General features: G+C 70.7%; 20 protein-coding genes. 12 read left to right on the top strand and 8 right to left on the bottom strand.

Annotated elements, in window-relative coordinates:
• Positions 1-55 precede the first annotated feature (55 nt).
• Complete coding sequence (locus ACFZA2_RS09245; RefSeq protein ID WP_391403575.1) at positions 56-625, bottom strand: RBBP9/YdeN family alpha/beta hydrolase; 570 nt, start codon at positions 623-625, stop codon at positions 56-58.
• Positions 626-747: 122 nt separating this feature from the next.
• Here ACFZA2_RS09245 and ACFZA2_RS09240 point away from each other — a divergent pair, with 122 nt between their 5' ends.
• Positions 748-1,197: an Lrp/AsnC family transcriptional regulator gene (locus tag ACFZA2_RS09240; protein WP_391403572.1), complete on the top strand. Its 450-nt coding sequence runs from the start codon at positions 748-750 to the stop codon at positions 1,195-1,197.
• Between the two features lie 93 nt (positions 1,198-1,290).
• On the opposite strand, the gene ACFZA2_RS09235 is transcribed toward ACFZA2_RS09240, so the two are convergent.
• From ACFZA2_RS09235 to glgA, 3 genes are all read right to left on the bottom strand, one after another.
• Positions 1,291-1,542 (bottom strand): type B 50S ribosomal protein L31, encoded by a 252-nt coding sequence (locus ACFZA2_RS09235; protein ID WP_055837630.1) that lies wholly within the window; start codon positions 1,540-1,542, stop codon positions 1,291-1,293.
• Between the two features lie 131 nt (positions 1,543-1,673).
• A complete protein-coding gene (locus ACFZA2_RS09230; RefSeq protein WP_391403567.1) occupies positions 1,674-2,456 on the bottom strand; it encodes an ABC transporter ATP-binding protein in 783 nt (260 codons plus the stop codon).
• 148 nt (positions 2,457-2,604) lie between these two features.
• Entirely contained in the window at positions 2,605-3,801 is a 1,197-nt protein-coding gene (glgA, locus tag ACFZA2_RS09225) for a glycogen synthase (RefSeq protein WP_391403564.1), read from the bottom strand.
• 76 nt (positions 3,802-3,877) lie between these two features.
• Between glgA and glgC the strand changes: the two genes are divergently transcribed.
• The gene (gene glgC, locus ACFZA2_RS09220) at positions 3,878-5,122 is read left to right on the top strand and encodes a glucose-1-phosphate adenylyltransferase (RefSeq protein WP_315995838.1); all 1,245 of its coding nucleotides are present in this window, start codon (positions 3,878-3,880) and stop codon (positions 5,120-5,122) included.
• Between the two features lie 61 nt (positions 5,123-5,183).
• Here glgC and ACFZA2_RS09215 read toward each other — a convergent pair whose 3' ends face one another.
• Positions 5,184-5,657 (bottom strand): S-ribosylhomocysteine lyase, encoded by a 474-nt coding sequence (locus tag ACFZA2_RS09215; RefSeq protein ID WP_315995839.1) that lies wholly within the window; start codon positions 5,655-5,657, stop codon positions 5,184-5,186.
• Between the two features lie 130 nt (positions 5,658-5,787).
• Here ACFZA2_RS09215 and serB point away from each other — a divergent pair, with 130 nt between their 5' ends.
• Positions 5,788-6,429: a phosphoserine phosphatase SerB gene (serB, locus tag ACFZA2_RS09210; RefSeq protein ID WP_391403560.1), complete on the top strand. Its 642-nt coding sequence runs from the start codon at positions 5,788-5,790 to the stop codon at positions 6,427-6,429.
• 114 nt (positions 6,430-6,543) lie between these two features.
• Entirely contained in the window at positions 6,544-7,221 is a 678-nt protein-coding gene (locus ACFZA2_RS09205) for an alpha/beta fold hydrolase (RefSeq protein WP_391403557.1), read from the top strand.
• A gap of 96 nt (positions 7,222-7,317) precedes the next feature.
• Here ACFZA2_RS09205 and fabG read toward each other — a convergent pair whose 3' ends face one another.
• Positions 7,318-8,028, bottom strand: a complete 711-nt coding sequence (gene fabG / locus ACFZA2_RS09200) for a 3-oxoacyl-ACP reductase FabG (RefSeq protein ID WP_264630680.1) — start codon at positions 8,026-8,028, stop codon at positions 7,318-7,320.
• A 223-nt stretch (positions 8,029-8,251) separates the two neighbouring features.
• On the opposite strand from fabG, the gene ACFZA2_RS09195 reads away from it, so the two are divergent.
• The 4 genes from ACFZA2_RS09195 (at position 8,252) to ACFZA2_RS09180 (ending at position 10,704) form a co-directional block, all read left to right on the top strand.
• Entirely contained in the window at positions 8,252-8,962 is a 711-nt protein-coding gene (locus ACFZA2_RS09195; protein ID WP_391403553.1) for a DUF4190 domain-containing protein, read from the top strand.
• A 124-nt stretch (positions 8,963-9,086) separates the two neighbouring features.
• Entirely contained in the window at positions 9,087-9,461 is a 375-nt protein-coding gene (locus tag ACFZA2_RS09190) for a DUF3099 domain-containing protein (RefSeq protein WP_391403550.1), read from the top strand.
• Positions 9,458-9,724 carry a hypothetical protein gene (locus ACFZA2_RS09185; protein ID WP_391405333.1) on the top strand — a complete coding sequence of 89 codons (267 nt, stop codon included), beginning with the start codon at positions 9,458-9,460 and terminating at the stop codon, positions 9,722-9,724. The genes ACFZA2_RS09190 and ACFZA2_RS09185 overlap by 4 nt, the downstream gene beginning before the upstream one ends.
• 98 nt (positions 9,725-9,822) lie before the next feature.
• Positions 9,823-10,704, top strand: coding sequence for an SURF1 family protein (locus tag ACFZA2_RS09180; protein WP_391405262.1), 882 nt, complete (start codon positions 9,823-9,825; stop codon positions 10,702-10,704).
• A gap of 45 nt (positions 10,705-10,749) precedes the next feature.
• On the opposite strand, the gene ACFZA2_RS09175 is transcribed toward ACFZA2_RS09180, so the two are convergent.
• The gene (locus tag ACFZA2_RS09175; RefSeq protein ID WP_136585782.1) at positions 10,750-12,348 is read right to left on the bottom strand and encodes an ABC-F family ATP-binding cassette domain-containing protein; all 1,599 of its coding nucleotides are present in this window, start codon (positions 12,346-12,348) and stop codon (positions 10,750-10,752) included.
• Between the two features lie 269 nt (positions 12,349-12,617).
• On the opposite strand from ACFZA2_RS09175, the gene ACFZA2_RS09170 reads away from it, so the two are divergent.
• Genes ACFZA2_RS09170 through ACFZA2_RS09155 form a run of 4 tightly spaced genes read left to right on the top strand, consistent with a single transcriptional unit; the run spans position 12,618 to position 16,671 of the window.
• Positions 12,618-13,649 (top strand): iron-siderophore ABC transporter substrate-binding protein, encoded by a 1,032-nt coding sequence (locus ACFZA2_RS09170; protein ID WP_391403547.1) that lies wholly within the window; start codon positions 12,618-12,620, stop codon positions 13,647-13,649.
• Positions 13,650-13,674: 25 nt separating this feature from the next.
• On the top strand, positions 13,675-14,721 hold the full coding sequence (locus tag ACFZA2_RS09165) for a FecCD family ABC transporter permease (protein ID WP_391403544.1): 1,047 nt from the start codon (positions 13,675-13,677) through the stop codon (positions 14,719-14,721).
• Entirely contained in the window at positions 14,718-15,794 is a 1,077-nt protein-coding gene (locus ACFZA2_RS09160) for a FecCD family ABC transporter permease (RefSeq protein WP_391403542.1), read from the top strand. Before ACFZA2_RS09165 ends, ACFZA2_RS09160 begins: the two co-directional genes overlap by 4 nt.
• 52 nt (positions 15,795-15,846) lie before the next feature.
• Positions 15,847-16,671, top strand: coding sequence for an ABC transporter ATP-binding protein (locus ACFZA2_RS09155; protein WP_391403539.1), 825 nt, complete (start codon positions 15,847-15,849; stop codon positions 16,669-16,671).
• 81 nt (positions 16,672-16,752) lie between these two features.
• On the opposite strand, the gene ACFZA2_RS09150 is transcribed toward ACFZA2_RS09155, so the two are convergent.
• Positions 16,753-17,682, bottom strand: coding sequence for a siderophore-interacting protein (locus ACFZA2_RS09150; protein WP_363391318.1), 930 nt, complete (start codon positions 17,680-17,682; stop codon positions 16,753-16,755).
• Between the last annotated feature and the right edge of the window lie 81 nt (positions 17,683-17,763).

Raw genomic sequence — 17,763 nt, 5'->3', positions numbered from 1 at the left:
AGGCCCCCCATCACACCCGACGCAGCCCCCCATCACACCCGACGCAGGCCCCCCATCACACCCGGCGCAGGCACCCCCATCCGCGCTCACGGTCAGCGAGCACCGCTCTCCCCCATCCCCACTCTCCGAGGCCGCTCGCGGCGTTCAGGTGCCCGAACTCCCCGGCGTTGCGGAAGGCGCTCCCCCATGCGGACGCGAATCGTTCCGCGACATCGATCGAGCAGTACGGATCGTCGGAGCCGGCGATCACCGCGCTCGGGCACGTGAGCGGTCGCGCCTCGACGCCCGCGAAGCTCGGAGCGGCGGCCCGGGGAAACCGCTCACCCGCCGGGTTCGGAGGCGCGACGAGCAGCATGCCCGCCACCGTCGCGCGCTTCACCCGCGCGTCCCACTCGGCCGCCGCCCAGCACCCGAGGCTGTGCGCGACCACGATGACATCCTCGCTCGATGCGGCGCGGTCGATGACAGCTCGATCGATCGCCTCCACCCAGTCGTCGAGGTCGGGCTCATCCCACGATCGGGGCGACACCCTCACGGCCGCCTCACCCCACCGTCTTTCCCAGAGGGTCTGCCAGTGCTGCGCGCCCGATCCTCCGATGCCGGGAACGACGACGTATGCAACCATCGAAAGCCGCCTTTTCACTCGCTCACCGCGCCCGCGCGCGGCATCCTGTCCGCGATCATGATGGATCCACTCGATGAATTCATCTCTCGCAAGCGATGTATAGGAAATCGGAACCCAGAACGATGGAATCACTCGACGCGATCGACCGCCGCATCCTCGAACTGCTGCAGAACGACGGGCGATTGTCGGGAGCTGAGGTGGGCCGTCGGGTCGGCCTTTCTCAGCCCGCCGCCAGCGCACGGATCCTGCGCCTCGAACGCGCGGGCGTCATCGCGGGGTACCGCGCGGTGATCGACCCCGCTGCGGTCGGGCTCGTCATCCACGCCGTCATCCGGCTGCGCACCACGCATGCGCTGCTCGCTCAGGCCCGGGAGCTCGCCGAGCGTCTGCCCGACATCACGTCGATGGTCCGCGTGACCGGAGACGACTGCCTGCTGTTCGACGTCAACTGCCCGGACGCCGCGAGGCTGGAGAAAGTGGTCGACGCCCTGGCGCGGTTCGGTCCGGTGACCACGTCGCTCGTCCTCAGCACCTACCCGCCGAAGCCATTGCTGCCCGCGAGGGACGCATGACGGGCGAACACGCACCGGCCACGCCCGCCCACGGAAAACACGAAGCCCCCCGTCTCGAAGGACGAGGGGCTCGCGAAGCGAAACCGCTGAGGATCAACGACCGCCGAAGTTCTTGAAGCGCTGGTTGAACTTCTCGACGCGACCGGCCGAGTCCATGATGCGCTGCTTGCCCGTGTAGAACGGGTGCGAGGCCGACGAGATCTCCACGTCGATGACGGGGTACTCCACGCCGTCGAGCTCGATCGTCTTGTCGCTCGAGACGGTCGAACGGGTGAGGAAGGTGTCGCCCGAACCGAGGTCGCGGAACACGACGGCCTTGTACGTGGGGTGGATGTCAGTCTGCATGGGAGGTCCTTTGAGAAGTGGTGCCCTGGATTCTGCCAGGACGTCAAAGTCTGCGGCGCCGGAGGCACCAACGGAAGAGTCTACCAGGCCCGAGCCGAGGCCGACGCCGAGAGAGGCCCCGCCGTCCGGGATCACACCGCGCGAGCGGCGTACCGACCGGCGTCGTGCGTGAGGGTGATGTCGAGACCGAACGTCGCCGAGAGGTTCTCGGCCGTGAGGGCCTCTTCGAGGGGTCCGGATGCCACGACCTCGCCGTCGCGCAGCAGCAGCACGTGCGTGAACCCGACGGGGATCTCCTCGACGTGGTGCGTGACCATGACCATCGCGGGTGTCGTCGGCGCCTGCGCGTAGCCCGACAGCAGGCTCAGCAGCTCTTCGCGCGCCCCCAGGTCGAGGCTCGCGGTCGGCTCGTCGAGCAGCAGCAGCTCCGGATCCGTCATGACGGCGCGGGCGATCTGCACGCGCTTCTGCTCGCCGTCGCTGAGCGTTCCAAAGGTGCGGTCGGCGAGGTGGTCGAGCTTCCACTCGGCCAGCACGCGCAGCGCGCGTCGCTCGTCGATGTCGTCGTAGTCCTCGCGCCAGCGCCCGACGACCGAGAAGGCCGCGGTCAGCACGACGTCGAGCACGGTCTCCTTCGGCGGCACGCGTCGCGCCATCGCCGACGAGGCGAAGCCGATGCGCGGACGCAACTCGAAGACGTCGGTCCGCCCGAGTCGTTCGCCCAGGATGGTCACGGCCCCCGACGTGGGGTGCAGCAGCGTGTCGGCGAGCTGCAGAACGGTGGTCTTGCCGGCGCCGTTCGGCCCGAGCACGACCCAGCGCTCGTCATCCGACACCGTCCAGTCGAGGTGGGACACGATGTCCCGCGCGTTCCGGCGGACGACGACGTCGGAGAACTCGAGCACCTGAGGCATGCAGCTAGCCTAACGGGCGCGACGACACCGCCCGGATGCCACACGGCTGGGCCGTGGAGAGAACGCGACGCCCCGCGACCTCGGCGTACAGCGCCGCGGTCTCCTGCCCGAGCACACGTCACGGATGCCACACGGCCGACGTGCAGAGCTACCGCGACGCCCCCGCGACCTCGGCGTACAGCGCCGCGGTCTCCTGCGCGATCGCGCCCCAGCTGAAGGCGTCGACGGCGCGCTGGCGCCCCGCCTCGCCGAACGCGCGGGCCGTCTCGGCATCCGCCACGACCTCCGTGAGCACGCGGGCGAGGTCGTCGACGAAGCGGTCAGGGTCCACGGGCGTGCCGGTGCCGTCCTGCACCTGGTCGATCGGCACGAGACGACCGGTCACGCCGTCGACGACGACCTCGGGGATGCCCCCGGTCGCGGTGCCCACCACGGCCGCTCCGCACGCCATCGCCTCGAGGTTCACGATGCCGAGCGGCTCGTACACCGAGGGGCACACGAACGTCGTCGCCGCGGTGAGGATGGCGCACAGCTCGTCGCGCGGAAGCAGACGCTCGATCCACACCACGCCGTCGCGGGTCGCCTGCAGGCCGCGCACGAGCTCCTGCACCTCGGCCATGATCTGCGGGGTGTCGGGCGCGCCCGCGCACAGGATCACCTGCACGTCCGGCGGCAGTTGCTCGACCGCGCGCAGCAGGTACGGCAGGCCCTTCTGCCGGGTGATGCGCCCGACGAAGACGACGGAGGGACGCGACGGATCGATCCCGACCGATTCCAGGAACGCGTCGTTCGTCACCGGATGCCACGCCTCGGTGTCGATGCCGTTGTAGATGACCCGCACCTTGGCGGGGTCGAGCGACGGGTAGCTGCGCAGGATGTCGTCGCGCATCCCCGAACTCACCGCGACGACCGCCGCGGCCCCCTCGTACGCCGTCTTCTCGATGTAGCTCGACACGGCGTAGCCGCCACCGAGCTGTTCGGCCTTCCAGGGCCGCAACGGCTCGAGGCTGTGGGCGGTCACGACGTGCGGGATCCCGTGGAGGAGGGATGCCAGATGCCCGGCGAAGTTCGCGTACCAGGTATGCGAGTGCACGACCTCGGCGCCTGCGACGTCGGTGACGATCTCGAGGTCGGTGCCGAGGGTCTGGATCGCGCCGTTCGCGGAGGCGAGCTCGGCGGGGACGCCGTAGGACGTCGTATCGACCTCGTCGCGCTCCGCGCCGAACGCGCGGACCTGCACCTCGGTGCCCTCGGCGCGCAGCGCCTTGACCAGCTCGGTGGCGTGGACTCCGGCTCCCCCGTAGATCTCCGGCGGGTACTCCTTGGTCACGATGTCGACGCGCATGAGACGAACCGTAGTACAGCGGAAGGCACGCCGACGACGTGTTCCGGCATCCTGTTCCGCCCCCTAGTGTGGTGCCATGCCTGCAGCGCCGAAGGTCTTCGGAATCATCCTCGCCGGCGGCGAGGGAAAGCGACTCATGCCCCTGACGGCGGATCGCGCCAAACCCGCCGTCCCCTTCGGCGGCCAGTACCGCCTCATCGACTTCGCCATCTCGAACCTCATCAATTCGGGTCTGCGCCAGCTCGTCGTGCTCACGCAGTACAAGTCGCACAGCCTCGACCGCCACATCTCCCAGACGTGGCGCATGTCGCCCATGCTCGGCGCGTACGTGGCATCCGTCCCCGCCCAGCAGCGCCTCGGCAAGCGGTGGTTCTCGGGCTCCGCCGACGCGATCCTGCAGTCGATGAACCTCATCCGCGACGAGAAGCCCGACATCGTCGTCGTCATCGGCGCCGATCACGTGTACCGCATGGACTTCAAGCAGATGCTCGACGCCCACATCGCCTCGGATGCGCGCGCGACGGTCGCCGGCATCCGTCAGCCGATCTCGCTCGCGAACCAGTTCGGCGTGATCGACACCGATCCGAGCGACCCCACGAAGATTCGCGCGTTCCTCGAGAAGCCGCAGAACCCCGAGGGGCTGGCCGACTCGCCGCACGAGGTGCTCGCCTCGATGGGCAACTACATCTTCGACGCCGACGCGCTCGTCGAAGCCGTCACCCACGACGGCGAGCTGCCGACCTCGGCCCATGACATGGGCGGCGACATCGTTCCGTACTTCGTCAACCGCGGCGAGGCGGCCGTATACGACTTCCAGCGCAACGACGTGCCCGGGTCGACCCCGCGCGACCAGTCGTACTGGCGCGACGTGGGCACGATCGAGTCGTTCTACGACGCGCACATGGACCTGATCTCGACCCTGCCCATCTTCAACCTCTACAACACCGACTGGCCGATCTACTCGCAGACCTTCAACGCCCCGCCGGCGAAGTTCGTGCGCGACTCGGTCGGACGCATCGGCAACGCGATCGACTCGATCGTGTCGCTCGGCTCGGTGCTGTCGGGGACCCACCTCGAACGCAGCGTGGTCGGCCCGTGGGCGCTCGCCGGCGGAGGCTCGACGATCACCGACTCGGTGCTCTTCGACAGCGTGCAGGTCGGCGCGGGCGCCCGCATCCACCGCGCGATCCTCGACAAGAACGTCGTTCTCGAGCCGGGGGCGACGATCGGCGTCGACCGCGAACGCGACCTCGCACGCGGGTTCACGGTGACCGAGACGGGGATCACGGTCGTCGGCAAAGACGTGCACGTCCACGCCTGACTCGCGAAACGAGAGAGGGCGGTGACCACCACGGTCACCGCCCTCTCTCGTTGCGGGTCTCTCAGACGCCGACGCGCGCGAACGCGTCGCGCGAGATGCCCTTCTCGAGCACGGCCTTCGACCACTCCCGCGCACTGTGCAGGCTGTGGTCGCGGTAGTTGCCGCAGCTGAAGGCGTCGGTCCCGGGGACGTCGTCCCACGTGACGTCGTCGGCGATGGCCCGCAGCGAGTCGGTGATGGCGCTCGCCAGCGCCTCCACGTCGGGCTCGCCCCACATGATCACGTGGAAGCCGGTGCGGCAGCCGAAGGGCGAGATGTCGATGAGACCGTCGATGCGGTCGCGGACGAGGCTCGCGAGCAGGTGCTCGATGGTGTGCAGGCCACCGGTCGGGATCTCCTGCTCGTTGGGCTGCACGAGACGCAGATCGAAGTTGCTGATGACGTCGCCGCGGGGGCCCGACTCCGTGCCGATCAGGCGGACGTAGGGCGCCAGCACGGCGGTGTGGTCCAGGGTGAAGCTTTCGACGTCGGCCATGGGAGGTCCCTTCTCAGGAGGCGGCGGAAGCTTCCAGCCTACGGCCGCCGTCCGTGGCCGGCCCCGACCGTGACGGCGTGCGACAGCCCGGCGCCCGCGGGCCGGTACGCCACGCGCTAGGGTCGAGCGCGTGACTTCGACCGCTCGCTTCCTCGTCGTGCTCGACGCCGATTCGACCCTCATCCGCAACGAGGTCATCGAACTCCTCGCCGACGAGGCGGGTCGCGGCGACGAGGTCGCCGCCGCCACCGAAGCGGCCATGCGCGGCGAGGTGGACTTCGCCGCGAGCCTCCGCTCCCGTGTGAAGGCGCTCGCGGGCGTGTCGACCGACGCGTTCGCCCGGGCCATCGCCCGCATCGAACCGACCCCGGGTGTGCACGACCTCGTCGCCGCCGTGCACGAGCGGGGTGGCGTGGTCGGTGTCGTCTCGGGCGGCTTCCACGAGGTGCTCGACACCGTCGCCCCCGGCCTGGGCGTCGACGTCTGGCGCGCGAATCGTCTCGTCGCAGCCGACGGTGCGCTCACCGGCGAGGTCGACGGCGAGATCGTGGATGCCACCGCCAAGGCCGAGACGCTCCGCCGCTGGGCCGACGAGCACGGCGTCCCCCTGCGACTGACGTTCGCGATCGGCGACGGCGCGAACGACCTGGAGATGATGAAGGTCGCGGGCCTCGGTCTCGCCTTCAACGCCAAGCCCGCCGTGCGCGAGCGCGCCGACCTCGTCGTGGGCGACGTCGACTTGGCGCAGGTCATCGCCGTCCTCCCCCGCTGAGCGCGTCGGCATCCGAGGGGCATTCCCCGCACCCCGGGCCGCGAGACGTCGTGCCGTGACCCCGCGCCGACGCCGCCCCTGGCCGACGTCGGAGGGGCGTCCTACGCTGCCGTCATGGACGTCATCCTCGTACCCGGTCTCTGGCTCGACGCGTCGTCGTGGGATGCAGTGCTGCCCGCGCTCCGCCGCGCGGGCCACCGCCCGCTTCCCCTCACCCTGCCCGGTCCGGCCGTCGGCGACCTCGTCGTCGACGACTGGGTCGACGCGGTGGTCTCCGAGATCGACCGGCTCGACGCCCCGGTGGTCCTCGTCGGCCACTCCGGCGGTGGCAACGTCGTGTGGGGAGCCGCCGATCGTCGCCCCGAGCGCGTCCGGCGGATCGTGCTCGTCGACACCGTCGTCCCGCCACCGGGCGCGATGATCTCGGAGTTCCCGGTCGAAGACGGCGTCGTCCCCTTCCCGGGGTGGGAGTTCTTCGACGACGACGACGTCTCCGACCTCGACGACGACACCCGCCGCCGCGCGGCCGCTCAGGTGGTCGACGTGCCCGGGCGCGTCCCGAGTTCGTCCCTGACCCTCACCGACGAGCGTCGCTACGACATCCCCGTCACGGTGCTCTCCGGCCGCCTCGACGCCGAGACGCTTCCGCGCATGCTCGCCGACTGGGACGCCTTCGCGCGGGAGTTCGCCCGCGTACGCGACACCGAGGTGGTGCACCTCGACTCCGGCCACTGGCCGCAGTTCTCGCAGCCCGAACGATTCGCACAGCGCCTCGCCGCCGCCGTGCGGTGAGCACGGTGACGCAGCACCTCACCGCCGTGCGGTGAGCACGGTCGCGCTGCGCCCCTCAAAGGCGCCGCGCGAGGGGCATCCGGTGGGTGCGGACGGTCAGTGCCCCATGCCCAGGCCGCCGTCGACCGGGATGACGGCGCCCGAGATGTAGGCCGCATCGTCCCCGGCCAGCCAGGTGACGACGCCCGCGACCTCGTCGGGCGAGGCGAACCGGCCCGCGGGGATGTTCTTCTTGTACTCCGCCTGCGTGTCGGCGGGCAGCTCCGCCGTCATGTCGGTCTCGATGAAGCCGGGAGCGACGACGTTCGCCGTGATCCCGCGGCCGCCGAGCTCGCGGGTGAGCGAGCGGGCGAAGCCGACGAGCGCGCTCTTCGACGCGGCGTAATTGATCTGCCCGGCCGAGCCGTAGAGCCCCACGACGCTGGAGATCAGGATGACGCGGCCCCAGCGCGCCTTGAGCATGCCCTTCGACGCGCGCTTGACGACGCGGAACGCCCCACCGAGGTTGGTGGAGACGACGCTGTCGAAATCGTCCTCGCTCATGCGCAGCAGCAGTGTGTCCTTGGTGACGCCGGCGTTCGCCACGACCACCGCGATCGGACCGAGCTCGGCCTCGACCTGCGAGAAGGCGGCGTCGACGGCTGCCGCGTCCGTCACGTCGGCGCGCACGGTCAGCGTCCCCTCGGGGCCCTCGCCCGAGCGGGCGGTGACGGCGACCTTCCACCCCTCGGCGACGAAGCGTTCGGCGATGGCGCGACCGATCCCCCGGTTCCCTCCGGTGACGACGACGACGCGGTCCTGAGACATGGCGGAACTCCTGGGCTTGCGAGAGACGGAACCGCCTCAGCCTATCGACAGCGCCCCGTCGACAGCGTCGCGCATCGACCGCGCGCCCTCTCCCCGACAGCCGCGTCCCCCGGCCGCGCCGTCTCCCCGACGGCGCCGCGCCGTCAGGCCGGCAGCGTCGCGTGGTTTGACACGGGCCGAGCGCCGCTGAAACGCTGGATGGAGCGCGAAGAAAGGGACCACCGTGAGCGACGACCGCACCCCCGCCCCGAACCAGCCCGAGCAGGCGACGGGGGCCGGCACGCCCGTTCCCGACCCGTCGGGATCGCCCTACGCGCCGCGCGACGACGCGTCGGACCACGACGCGACCGCGCGCACGGATGCGGATGAGAGCCGTGACGACGTGAACACCCCGGCACACGACACGGCTTCGGCGTACGGCGAGTCCGCCCCGGCAGCCTCGTACGACGCCCCCGATGCCGCCGCCGCGTACGGTGCGTCGCCCTCCGGCACTCCCGCGTACCCCGCTGCCGCTTCCGGCGAGCCCGCCACCCCGCCCTACGACACCACCGGCACCGCGAGCTCCACGTACGGCGCCCCCGCGTACGGCGCTCCCGCGTACGGCGCCCCGGCATACGGCGGGTCTGCGTACGGCACGGCCTCGTACGGGTACGGCACCGCGCCCACCCGCACGAACCCCCTCGCGATCGTGTCCCTCGTGGCATCCCTCGTCGGGATCTTCGTCATCCCGGTCATCGGGCAGATCGTGGGCATCGTCACCGGGCACATCTCGCTCAAGCAGATCAAGACCTCGGGCGAGCGCGGGCGCGGCATGGGCCTCGCGGGTCTGCTGATCGGCTACATCAGCCTCGGGCTCGGGGCGCTGATCGTCATCGGCTTCGTCATCCTGGTCGCGGTCACCGCCGGGTCGTCCGGTTCGCGCTACGGCGTCTGACCGCTCGCGTCCGCGTTCGGCGTGACGGATCCTCCGACGATCCGCCTCCGCTTGTCATGACATCGAGAAGACCGTCGCCCGAACGCGCCGACCCTCGTCCGCGCGGGCGTACCCTGAGACCACTGTGAAGACCAACCGCGCCGCTCAATCCGCGACGTCTCTCCCCAAGGCTCCCCGGGAGGACGCCGACAGCCGTTTCGCCAAATACATGATGATGATGGGGATCCGCATCGCGTGCTTCATCGCGATGGCCGTCGTCACGCCTTACGGCTGGTACACCTTCGTCTTCGCCGCGGGCGCGATCTTCCTCCCCTACCTCGCGGTCATCGTCGCCAACGTCGGTCAGGACGCCGCCGACACCACCGCGATCAGTCCCGAGCGCGCGATCGAGGCCCCCCGCCCCGCACCCGCTCCTGCCGCAGCCGCGCCCGACGGCCCCGTCGTCATCCGCATCGCCGAGACCCCGCGCCTCGGCGCGCCCCGCGACGAACGCCCGTGAGCGACGCGCCCGAGAGCGACGCGCCCGCCGGCGACCCTCCCCTCGCCGACGCGCCCACCAGCGACGCGGCCGCCGAGTGCTCCCGGGCCGGATGCCGCGACACCGCCGTGTGGGCGATCCGGTGGCGCAATCCGCGGATCCACAGCGCCGACCGCCGCAAGATCTGGGTTGCGTGCGACGAGCACGTCGCCTACCTGCGGGAGTTCCTCACCGCGCGCGACTTCCCCGTCGAGGTCGCTGCGCTCGCGGCCGAATCGGTCTGAGCGCCCGTGCGACGTACGCTGGATGACGTGGCTGCACGACCCGGAAAGACCGCGCGGAGCGCGCGCGAGGACGGAGGGTCCGCGTGAGCGCCCGCGAGATGCCCGCCTTCGCCCGCTGGGCGATGTACGTCGGCGTCGCGATCGTCTTCGCCATCGCGTGCGCCTTCCTCTCGAACTGGCAGTTCTCCCGCAACGCGGAGCGCAGCGAGCAGCTGCAGCTCGTCGCCGACAACTACGACGCGCCCGCCGTCGCCCTCGGTGACCTCCTCGCCCCCGGTGCCGACCTCACCCCGTCCGACGAGTGGCGCCCCGTGCGCCTGGAGGGGCAGTACCTCGCCGACGAGCAGCTCCTGGTCCGTAACCGCGCGCACGGGGGCTCGGCCGCGTACGAGCAGCTCGTCCCCTTCCGCCTGACCGACGGACGCGTCTTCCTCGTCGACCGCGGCTGGCTCCCTCCCGGCAACCGCCAGGCCGATCCCGACGAGATCCCCGCCCCGCCGTCCGGGAACGTGGTCGTGGAAGTGCGCCTCCGCCCCGGCGAGGCGGCACCGACGTCGGGCCGCACCGCGGAGGCCGGTCAGGTGCCGACGATCAACCTCGGGCTCGTCGCCGCGCAGACGGGACCGCTCGAGCAGGGCGCGTACGGCCTTCTCATGTCGGAGTCCCCCGCCCCGGCCACGGCCCCCCTGCCCATCGATCCGCCGAGCAACGACCCGGGACCCTACCTGTCGTACGCGATCCAGTGGATCCTCTTCGCCGTCATGGGCTTCGGCTTCATCACGTACGTCATCATCAACGAGCGCAAGCTCCGCCGGGAGGAAGCCGACGACGACGAGCTTCCCGAGAGCGTCCCCGCAGCGGCGACCTCGGCGGCGACGCCCGACCGACGCCGCGTCGACCCGGTGGCCCTCCACCGCTCGCGCAAGCGCCCGAAGGACCGCGATGCCGACGACGAGGACGCCCTGCTCGACGCCCGTTGAGCGCGAGCGGATGCCGCGGGTCACGGCATCCGGGATCGACTCCTCTTAGGCGAGCGTGATGAGGTCCGCGTAATCGCGGCCCCAGATGTCTTCCACGCCGTCGGGCAGGATGAGCACGCGCTCGGGGTTGAGCGCTTCGACGGCGCCCTCGTCGTGCGAGACGAGAACGACGGCGCCCTCGTAGTGCGCGAGAGCGCCGAGGATCTCCTCGCGCGAGGCGGGGTCGAGGTTGTTCGTGGGCTCGTCGAGCAGCAGCATGTTCGCCGACGAGACGACGAGCGTCGCGAGGGACAGACGCGTCTTCTCGCCGCCCGAGAGGACGCCCGCGGGCTTCAGCACGTCGTCGCCGACGAAGAGGAACGACCCCAGCACCTTGCGCGCCTCGGTCGCCGTGATGTGCGGCGCCGACGACATCATGTTCTCGAGCACCGAGCGGTTGACGTCGAGGTTCTCGTGCTCCTGCGCGTAGTAGCCGATCTTGAGGCCGTGGCCCGGCTCGAGCTGCCCGGTGTCGGGCTGGTCGACGCCCGCGAGGATGCGCAGAAGTGTCGTCTTTCCCGCACCGTTCAGTCCCAGGATGACGACGCGCGAGCCGCGGTCGATCGCGAGGTCGACGTCGGTGAAGATCTCCAGCGATCCGTACGACTTCGACAGGCCTGAAGCCATGAGCGGCGTCTTGCCGCACGGCGCGGGCTTGGGGAAGCGGAGCTTGGCGACCCGTTCGTCCTGGCGCACGTCGTCGAGGCCCGACAGCATCTTCTCGGCGCGCGCGACCATCTGGTGCGCGGCCGCGGCCTTCGAGGCCTTCGCGCCGAACCGGGCAGCCTGCAGCTGCAGCGCCGTGGCCTTCTTCTCGACGTTGGCGCGCTCCTTCTTGCGGCGCTCCTCGTCGGCCACCCGCTGGCGCAGGTAGTTCTTCCAGTTCATGTTGTAGACATCGATGACCTGGCGGTTGGCGTCGAGGTAGAACACGCGGTTCACGGTCTCGCCGACGAGTTCGACGTCGTGCGAGATGACGATGAGGCCGCCCTTGTACCCCTTGAGGAACTCGCGCAGCCACACGACGCTGTCGGCGTCGAGGTGGTTGGTCGGCTCGTCGAGGATCATCGTCTGCGCGTCCGAGAACAGGATGCGCGCGAGCTCGATGCGCCGACGCTGACCGCCCGAGAGGGTCTTCAGCGGCTGGTCGAGGATGCGGTCGGGCAGCGACAGGTTGTGAGCGATGGATGCCGCCTCGGCCTCCGCCGCGTATCCGCCGGCGGCTTCGAACTGCTCGGTGAGGCGCGCGTACTTCTTCATCGCCTTGGCCGCGACCGCGGCGTCGTCGTCGCCCATCGCCATCGACGCCTCGTGCATCCCGAGAGCGAGCGAGCCGAGACCGCGCGCGTCGAGGATGCGCGTGCGCGCGAGCATCTCGGGGTCGCCCGAGCGCGGGTCCTGCGGGAGATAGCCCAGCTCACCCGAGCGGTCGACGCCACCGTTCGAGGGCAGCAGATCGCCGGCGAGCACCTTGGTGAGGGTGGTCTTGCCGGCACCGTTGCGCCCGACGAGGCCGATCTTGTCGCCGTCGGAGACGCGGAACGCCACGTCGGACATGAGCACGCGGGCGCCCACGCGGATCTCGAGGTCGTGCACGGCGAGCACAGCGAACGTCCGTTCAGTCGGGGAAGGGTGAGTGGCCGAGAGAGGCCAGCCACCCAGTATACGGCGCACCTCTTGCGAGCCCGCCGACAACGCTGCTCCTACGCGGTCTTCGCGAGCGGATCACCGACACCGAGGTTGGTCGAACGCCCCGGGTGCCGTTGTCTCGGCGTCAAGACGACGGCCCGGGCGATCGGCTTCCGGGTTTGCAATCTCACCCGACGTCTGACCTAAACTAAGCCTATCCTTACCTAACACGCAGGAGGCTCTTCGTGTCCCGATTCCGCGCCCTGGCGGCCCTCGCCGCCGGCTCCGCCCTCGTCCTCACCGGTTGCGCCGGTACCTCAGCCGCCCCGGGCGAGGAGCAAGCCGCGTCCGGAGACGCCGGATTCCCCGTCACGATCGAGAACGTCTTCGGCGAAACCACGATCGACGCCAAGCCCGAGCGCGTCGTCACCGTCGACTGGGGCAACCAGGACGTCGCACTGGCCCTCGGGGTCGTCCCGGTCGCGATGCCCAAGATCATCTACGGCGACGAGGACGGCGACGGACTCCTCCCCTGGACGAAGGACAAGCTGGCCGAGCTCGGCGCGGAGACGCCCGTTCTCATGGACGAGTCGAACGGCTACGACTACGAGGCCATCGCCGACGCCCAGCCCGACGTCATCCTCGCCGCCTACTCGGGCATGACGCAGGAGCAGTACGACACGCTGAGCAAGATCGCACCGGTGGTGACCTATCAGGACGTCGCCTGGGGCACGACCTGGCAGGAGATGACGGTCATCGACGGCACCGCGCTCGGACTGAAGGACGAAGCCGACGCGCTCGTCGCCGAGAAGGAGCAGCACATCAGCACCGAGGCGGCGAAGTTCCCCGCCCTCGCGGACAAGAAGTCGCTGCTGACGTACTTCGACCCGACGAACCTGTCGACGCTCGGCTTCTACAGCACGCTGGACCCGCGCATGGGATACCTGCAGGAGTTGGGCCTCGCCCCCTCGTCGTACGTGTCCGAGGAGTCGGCCGCGTCGGAGACGTTCTGGTTCACGCCCAGCACCGAACAGATCGAGAAGTTCTCCGACGTCGACCTGATGGTCGCGTACGGCAGCGACGACATGATCGCGGCGATGCAGGCCGACCCGCTGCTGTCGAAGGTGCCCGCCGTGCAGAACGGCGCGATCGCCGTGATCGAGAGCGGATCGACCCTGTCGTCGGCCATCACCCCGACCCCGCTGAACATCGGTACCACCTATGGCGACGACTACATCGCGCTGGTGGGCGCGGCCGCCGAGAAGGCTGCATCCTGATGCAGGTCCTCCGTCAGTCGGCGCGATGACCGCTCTCGCTCCGACCGTCACCGCCCCCGGCGGCGCACCCGTGCGTCACTGGGGGCGGCGACGCGTCGTCGGTATCGCCGCGCTCGTCGTGCTCCTCGTCGTCGCGGTGATCCTGTCCGTCACCTTCGGCGCGCGCGACGTCACGGCCGCCGACGTCTGGGCCGGCCTCGGCGGGTCCACCGACACCGCCTCCAGCGCCGCCGTTGCCAAGCGCATCCCGCGCACGGTCCTCGCGATCCTCGTCGGCGCCGCCCTCGCCGTCTCGGGCACCGTCCTGCAGGGCGCGACCCGCAACCCCCTCGCCGATCCGCAGATCCTCGGGATCAACGGCGGCGCGGGTCTCGCCATCGTCACGGGCATCGCCTTCTTCGGCCTGAGCTCGCCCTCGATGTACATCTGGATCGGCTTGCTCGGGGCCGGCGCCGCCGCCGTCCTCGTCTACGCGATCGGCTCACTCGGGCGCGGAGGCGCCACTCCCCTGCGCCTGGCCCTCGCCGGCGCGGTCACCGCCGTGGCGTTCAGCTCCCTCACGAGCGCCATCCTGCTCCCGCGCACCGACGTGCTGAACGTGTTCCGGTTCTGGCAGATAGGCGGCGTCGGGGGCGCGACGTTCGAGACCATCGGTCAGGTCCTGCCGTTCCTTCTCGTCGGCCTCCTCGTCTGCCTGGGCGCCGCCACCGCCCTCAACACCCTCGCCCTCGGCGACGAGCTCGCCACCGGCCTGGGTGCCCGCGTGCGCACCGCCCGTCTCATCTCCACCGGCGGCGCCGTCGTGCTGTGCGGTGCCGCGACCGCCGTGGCCGGCCCCATCGGTTTCGTCGGACTCGTCGTCCCGCACATGCTCCGCCTCGTCGTCGGCGTCGACCACCGATGGTTGCTCCCCGTCTCGGCGCTGGGCGGGGCGACCCTGCTCACCCTCGCCGACGTGGTCGGACGCGTCGTCGCCCGCCCCGAGGAGATCGAGGTCGGCATCGTCACCGCGCTCATCGGCGCCCCGTTCTTCATCGCCCTCGTCCGCCGACAGAAGATGAGGGCCCTGTGAGCGCGTCTCTGACCCACCCCGGTGCTCTGCCGCCCGCCGCGCCCGACACCCTGGCATCCGTCTCGTCCGGTCGACGTCGTCGCCGCCGCCGCTGGGCGGCCGTCACCGGCACGCTCGCCGCTGCCGTCGTCGTGGCGTTCGTGCTCAGCCTCATGCTCGGGCAGACCTTCTACTCCCCGGCGGAGGTCTGGGGCGTCCTGACCGGCCAGCGCGTCGCGGGGGCCTCGTTCACCGTCGGCGAGCTGCGCCTTCCGCGCGCGATGACCGGACTGCTGACCGGCCTGTGCTTCGGCATGGGCGGCGTCGTGTTCCAGACGATGTTGCGCAACGCGCTCGCGAGTCCCGACGTCATCGGCATCAACACCGGCGCCAGCGCCGCCGCGGTGATCGGCATCGTCGTGCTGGGCCTCGGCGAGACGGCGGTGTCGTTCCTGGCCATGGCCGCGGCTCTCGCGGCCGCGCTGATCATCTACCTCCTCGCCTACCGCGACGGCAGCTCGGGGGCGCGCCTCATCCTCATCGGCATCGGCGTGGCCGCCATGTGTCAGGCCGTGGTCTCGTACGTCATCGCGCGCGCCGCTCAATACGATCTCCCCGCCGCGATGCGCTGGATCACCGGCAATCTGAACGACGCCACCTGGGACCGCGCCCTGCCGGTGCTCTTCGCGGTCGTCGTGCTCGGCCCGGTGCTGGTCATCCTCTCCGGGCGCCTCGAGATCCTGCGCATGGGCGACGACACCGCCGCGGCGATCGGGCTCCCCGTCGAGCGCAGCCGCCTGCTGCTGATCGTCGCCGCCGTCGGGCTCCTCGCCTTCGGAACGGCGGCGGCGGGCCCCATCGCTTTCGTGTCGTTCCTGGCCGGGCCCATCGCGGTGCGCCTGCTCGGCCCGGTGGGCTCACCGATCGTGCCCGCGGGTCTCGTCGGCGCCCTGCTGGTGCTCGTCGCCGACTTCGCCGCGCAGTACGCCTTCGGCACCCGCCTTCCGGTCGGCGTCATCACCGGCGTGCTCGGCGCGCCGTACCTCATCTTCCTGCTCGTCCGCAGCAGCCGATCCGAAGGAACGTCGCTATGACTCTCCCTGGACAGCCGGTCCCTCCCCTCTCCCGCGTGGAAGGAACGTCACGATGACCGTCGAGCGCAGCCTGACCGCCGAGGGCGTCACCCTCGGATACGGAGACCGCACGATCGTCGACGCGCTCGACCTCTCCCTCCCGCCGGGAAGGGTGACGGCCATCGTCGGCGCCAACGCGTGTGGCAAGTCGACGCTGCTGAAGGCCATGGCCCGTCTGCTCTCCCCGACCACCGGTCAGGTGCTGCTGGACGGGAAGGCGATCCATCGGATGCCGACGAAGCAGGTCGCGCGCGTGCTGGGGCTGCTCCCCCAGTCACCGGTCGCTCCCGACGGCATCGCGGTGTCCGACCTCGTCAGTCGCGGTCGCCACCCGCACCAGGGCGCGCTGTCCCGCTGGACGCGCGCCGACGACGACGCCGTCGCGCGCGCGCTCGACGCCACCGACACCGCTCACCTCGCCGACCGGCACGTCGATCAGCTCAGCGGCGGACAGCGTCAACGCGTGTGGATCGCGATGGCCCTCGCGCAGGAGACCGATGTCCTGCTGCTGGACGAACCGACGACCTTCCTCGACATCAGCCACCAGATCGACGTGCTCGACCTGCTCACCGACCTCAACCGCGAACGCGGGACCACCGTCGCGATGGTGCTGCACGACCTCAACCTCGCCGCGCGGTACGCCGACCACCTCGTCGCGATGGCGGAGGGGCGTATCGTCGCCGCGGGCGACCCGGCCGAGGTGCTCACCGAAGCCACCGTGCAGGAGGTCTTCGGGCTGCGCAGTCGCGTCGTCCCCGACCCCCTCACGGGCCGCCCGATGATCGTGCCGATCGGGCGCCACCACACCCTGCACGAGACCGCGACGCCCTCGCGCTGACGCGACGGGACGCGAACGCGGGTTCGCGCATGCGAAAGGGCCCGGACGGCATCCCCGTCCGGGCCCTTTCGTGCGGGTCGCCTAGGCGGTCCGCTCGACCTGGCCCTCGCGCCAGTACCCCATGAACGCCACGCGCTTGCGATCGACGCCGTGCCCCTGGACGAGCAACCGTCGCAGGGTCTTCACCGTCTGCGACTCCCCCGCGATCCACGCGTAGAACTCCCCTTCGCCGTCTGCCGGGCTGTCCCACAGCAGATCGACGTCGAGGTCGATGTCTTCGAGCTCCTGCGGGCGCGGCGCGGCAGCGCGCTCCAGCACCGCCCGGGATCCCGCGGCCCACGCCTCGACCGCCTCGATCAAGGCCTCGCCGTGCGGGCGGTCGTCGCGGGCGAGCCAGGTGACGGGCAGGGCGCCCGGGCCGACGGAGAGCGCGTCGTCGATCGTCGGCACCTCCACGAAGGCGTCGACGACGAAACCGGGACCGAGTCCCTCGAGAATCGCGCAGATCGCCGGCGCCGCCGTTTCGTCACCCGCGAGCAGCAGACGCTGCGCCGTCCCCGGGTGGAAGTCGATGCCCTGCGCGGAATCGTCGCTGCGCGCATCGGGACCGACGACCAGGATGCTGTCACCCGCCATTGCCGACTCCGCCCAGGCACCGGCAGGGCCGGCGTCGTGGTGCAGCACGAAGTCGATGTCGAGCTCGAGCGCCGCGGGATCGATGCGCCGCACGGTGTAGGTGCGGAACGGCATCCGCTCGTCCTCCGGCAGGTCACGCCACCGCGTGTACCACTCGCCGTTGTCGATGGCCTCGGGGTCGTGTTGCCCGATGTCGCAGAGGCGACCGTCGGCGCCGGGGAGGACGATCTTCACGCGCTGGTCGCGCCGATCGATGCCGAAGACCTCGAAATCCGGAGAGGTGAAGGTGATGCGGGCGAAGTGGGGCGACAGGCGGCGGGCGGACTTCACCACGGCGACGTACGGACGGTAAGCGGGGCGCGTGGCGGTCTTCACCCGATAAGGATATCCTTACCTATCCTCGGATGCCAGGCGCGATGCCCCAAAAGCCTCGCCGGTGGACGACCACTGCCCGAC

This window comes from Microbacterium sp. NPDC007973, assembly GCF_042958465.1.
In the GTDB taxonomy this organism is placed as follows: domain Bacteria; phylum Actinomycetota; class Actinomycetes; order Actinomycetales; family Microbacteriaceae; genus Microbacterium; species Microbacterium galbum.
This window is presented reverse-complemented; position numbering and strand designations above follow the sequence as displayed.

Excerpts from the sequence above, each read along its gene's own strand:
- ACFZA2_RS09245 (WP_391403575.1), bottom strand. The coding sequence starts at position 625 with ATGGTTGCATACGTCGTCGTTCCCGGCATCGGAGGATCGGGCGCGCAG.
- ACFZA2_RS09240 (WP_391403572.1), top strand. The coding sequence starts at position 748 with ATGGAATCACTCGACGCGATCGACCGCCGCATCCTCGAACTGCTGCAG.
- ACFZA2_RS09235 (WP_055837630.1), bottom strand. The coding sequence starts at position 1,542 with ATGCAGACTGACATCCACCCCACGTACAAGGCCGTCGTGTTCCGCGAC.
- ACFZA2_RS09230 (WP_391403567.1), bottom strand. The coding sequence starts at position 2,456 with ATGCCTCAGGTGCTCGAGTTCTCCGACGTCGTCGTCCGCCGGAACGCG.
- glgA (WP_391403564.1), bottom strand. The coding sequence starts at position 3,801 with ATGCGCGTCGACATCGTGACCAAGGAGTACCCGCCGGAGATCTACGGG.
- glgC (WP_315995838.1), top strand. The coding sequence starts at position 3,878 with ATGCCTGCAGCGCCGAAGGTCTTCGGAATCATCCTCGCCGGCGGCGAG.
- ACFZA2_RS09215 (WP_315995839.1), bottom strand. The coding sequence starts at position 5,657 with ATGGCCGACGTCGAAAGCTTCACCCTGGACCACACCGCCGTGCTGGCG.
- ACFZA2_RS09205 (WP_391403557.1), top strand. The coding sequence starts at position 6,544 with ATGGACGTCATCCTCGTACCCGGTCTCTGGCTCGACGCGTCGTCGTGG.
- fabG (WP_264630680.1), bottom strand. The coding sequence starts at position 8,028 with ATGTCTCAGGACCGCGTCGTCGTCGTCACCGGAGGGAACCGGGGGATC.
- ACFZA2_RS09180 (WP_391405262.1), top strand. The coding sequence starts at position 9,823 with ATGCCCGCCTTCGCCCGCTGGGCGATGTACGTCGGCGTCGCGATCGTC.
- ACFZA2_RS09165 (WP_391403544.1), top strand. The coding sequence starts at position 13,675 with ATGACCGCTCTCGCTCCGACCGTCACCGCCCCCGGCGGCGCACCCGTG.
- ACFZA2_RS09155 (WP_391403539.1), top strand. The coding sequence starts at position 15,847 with ATGACCGTCGAGCGCAGCCTGACCGCCGAGGGCGTCACCCTCGGATAC.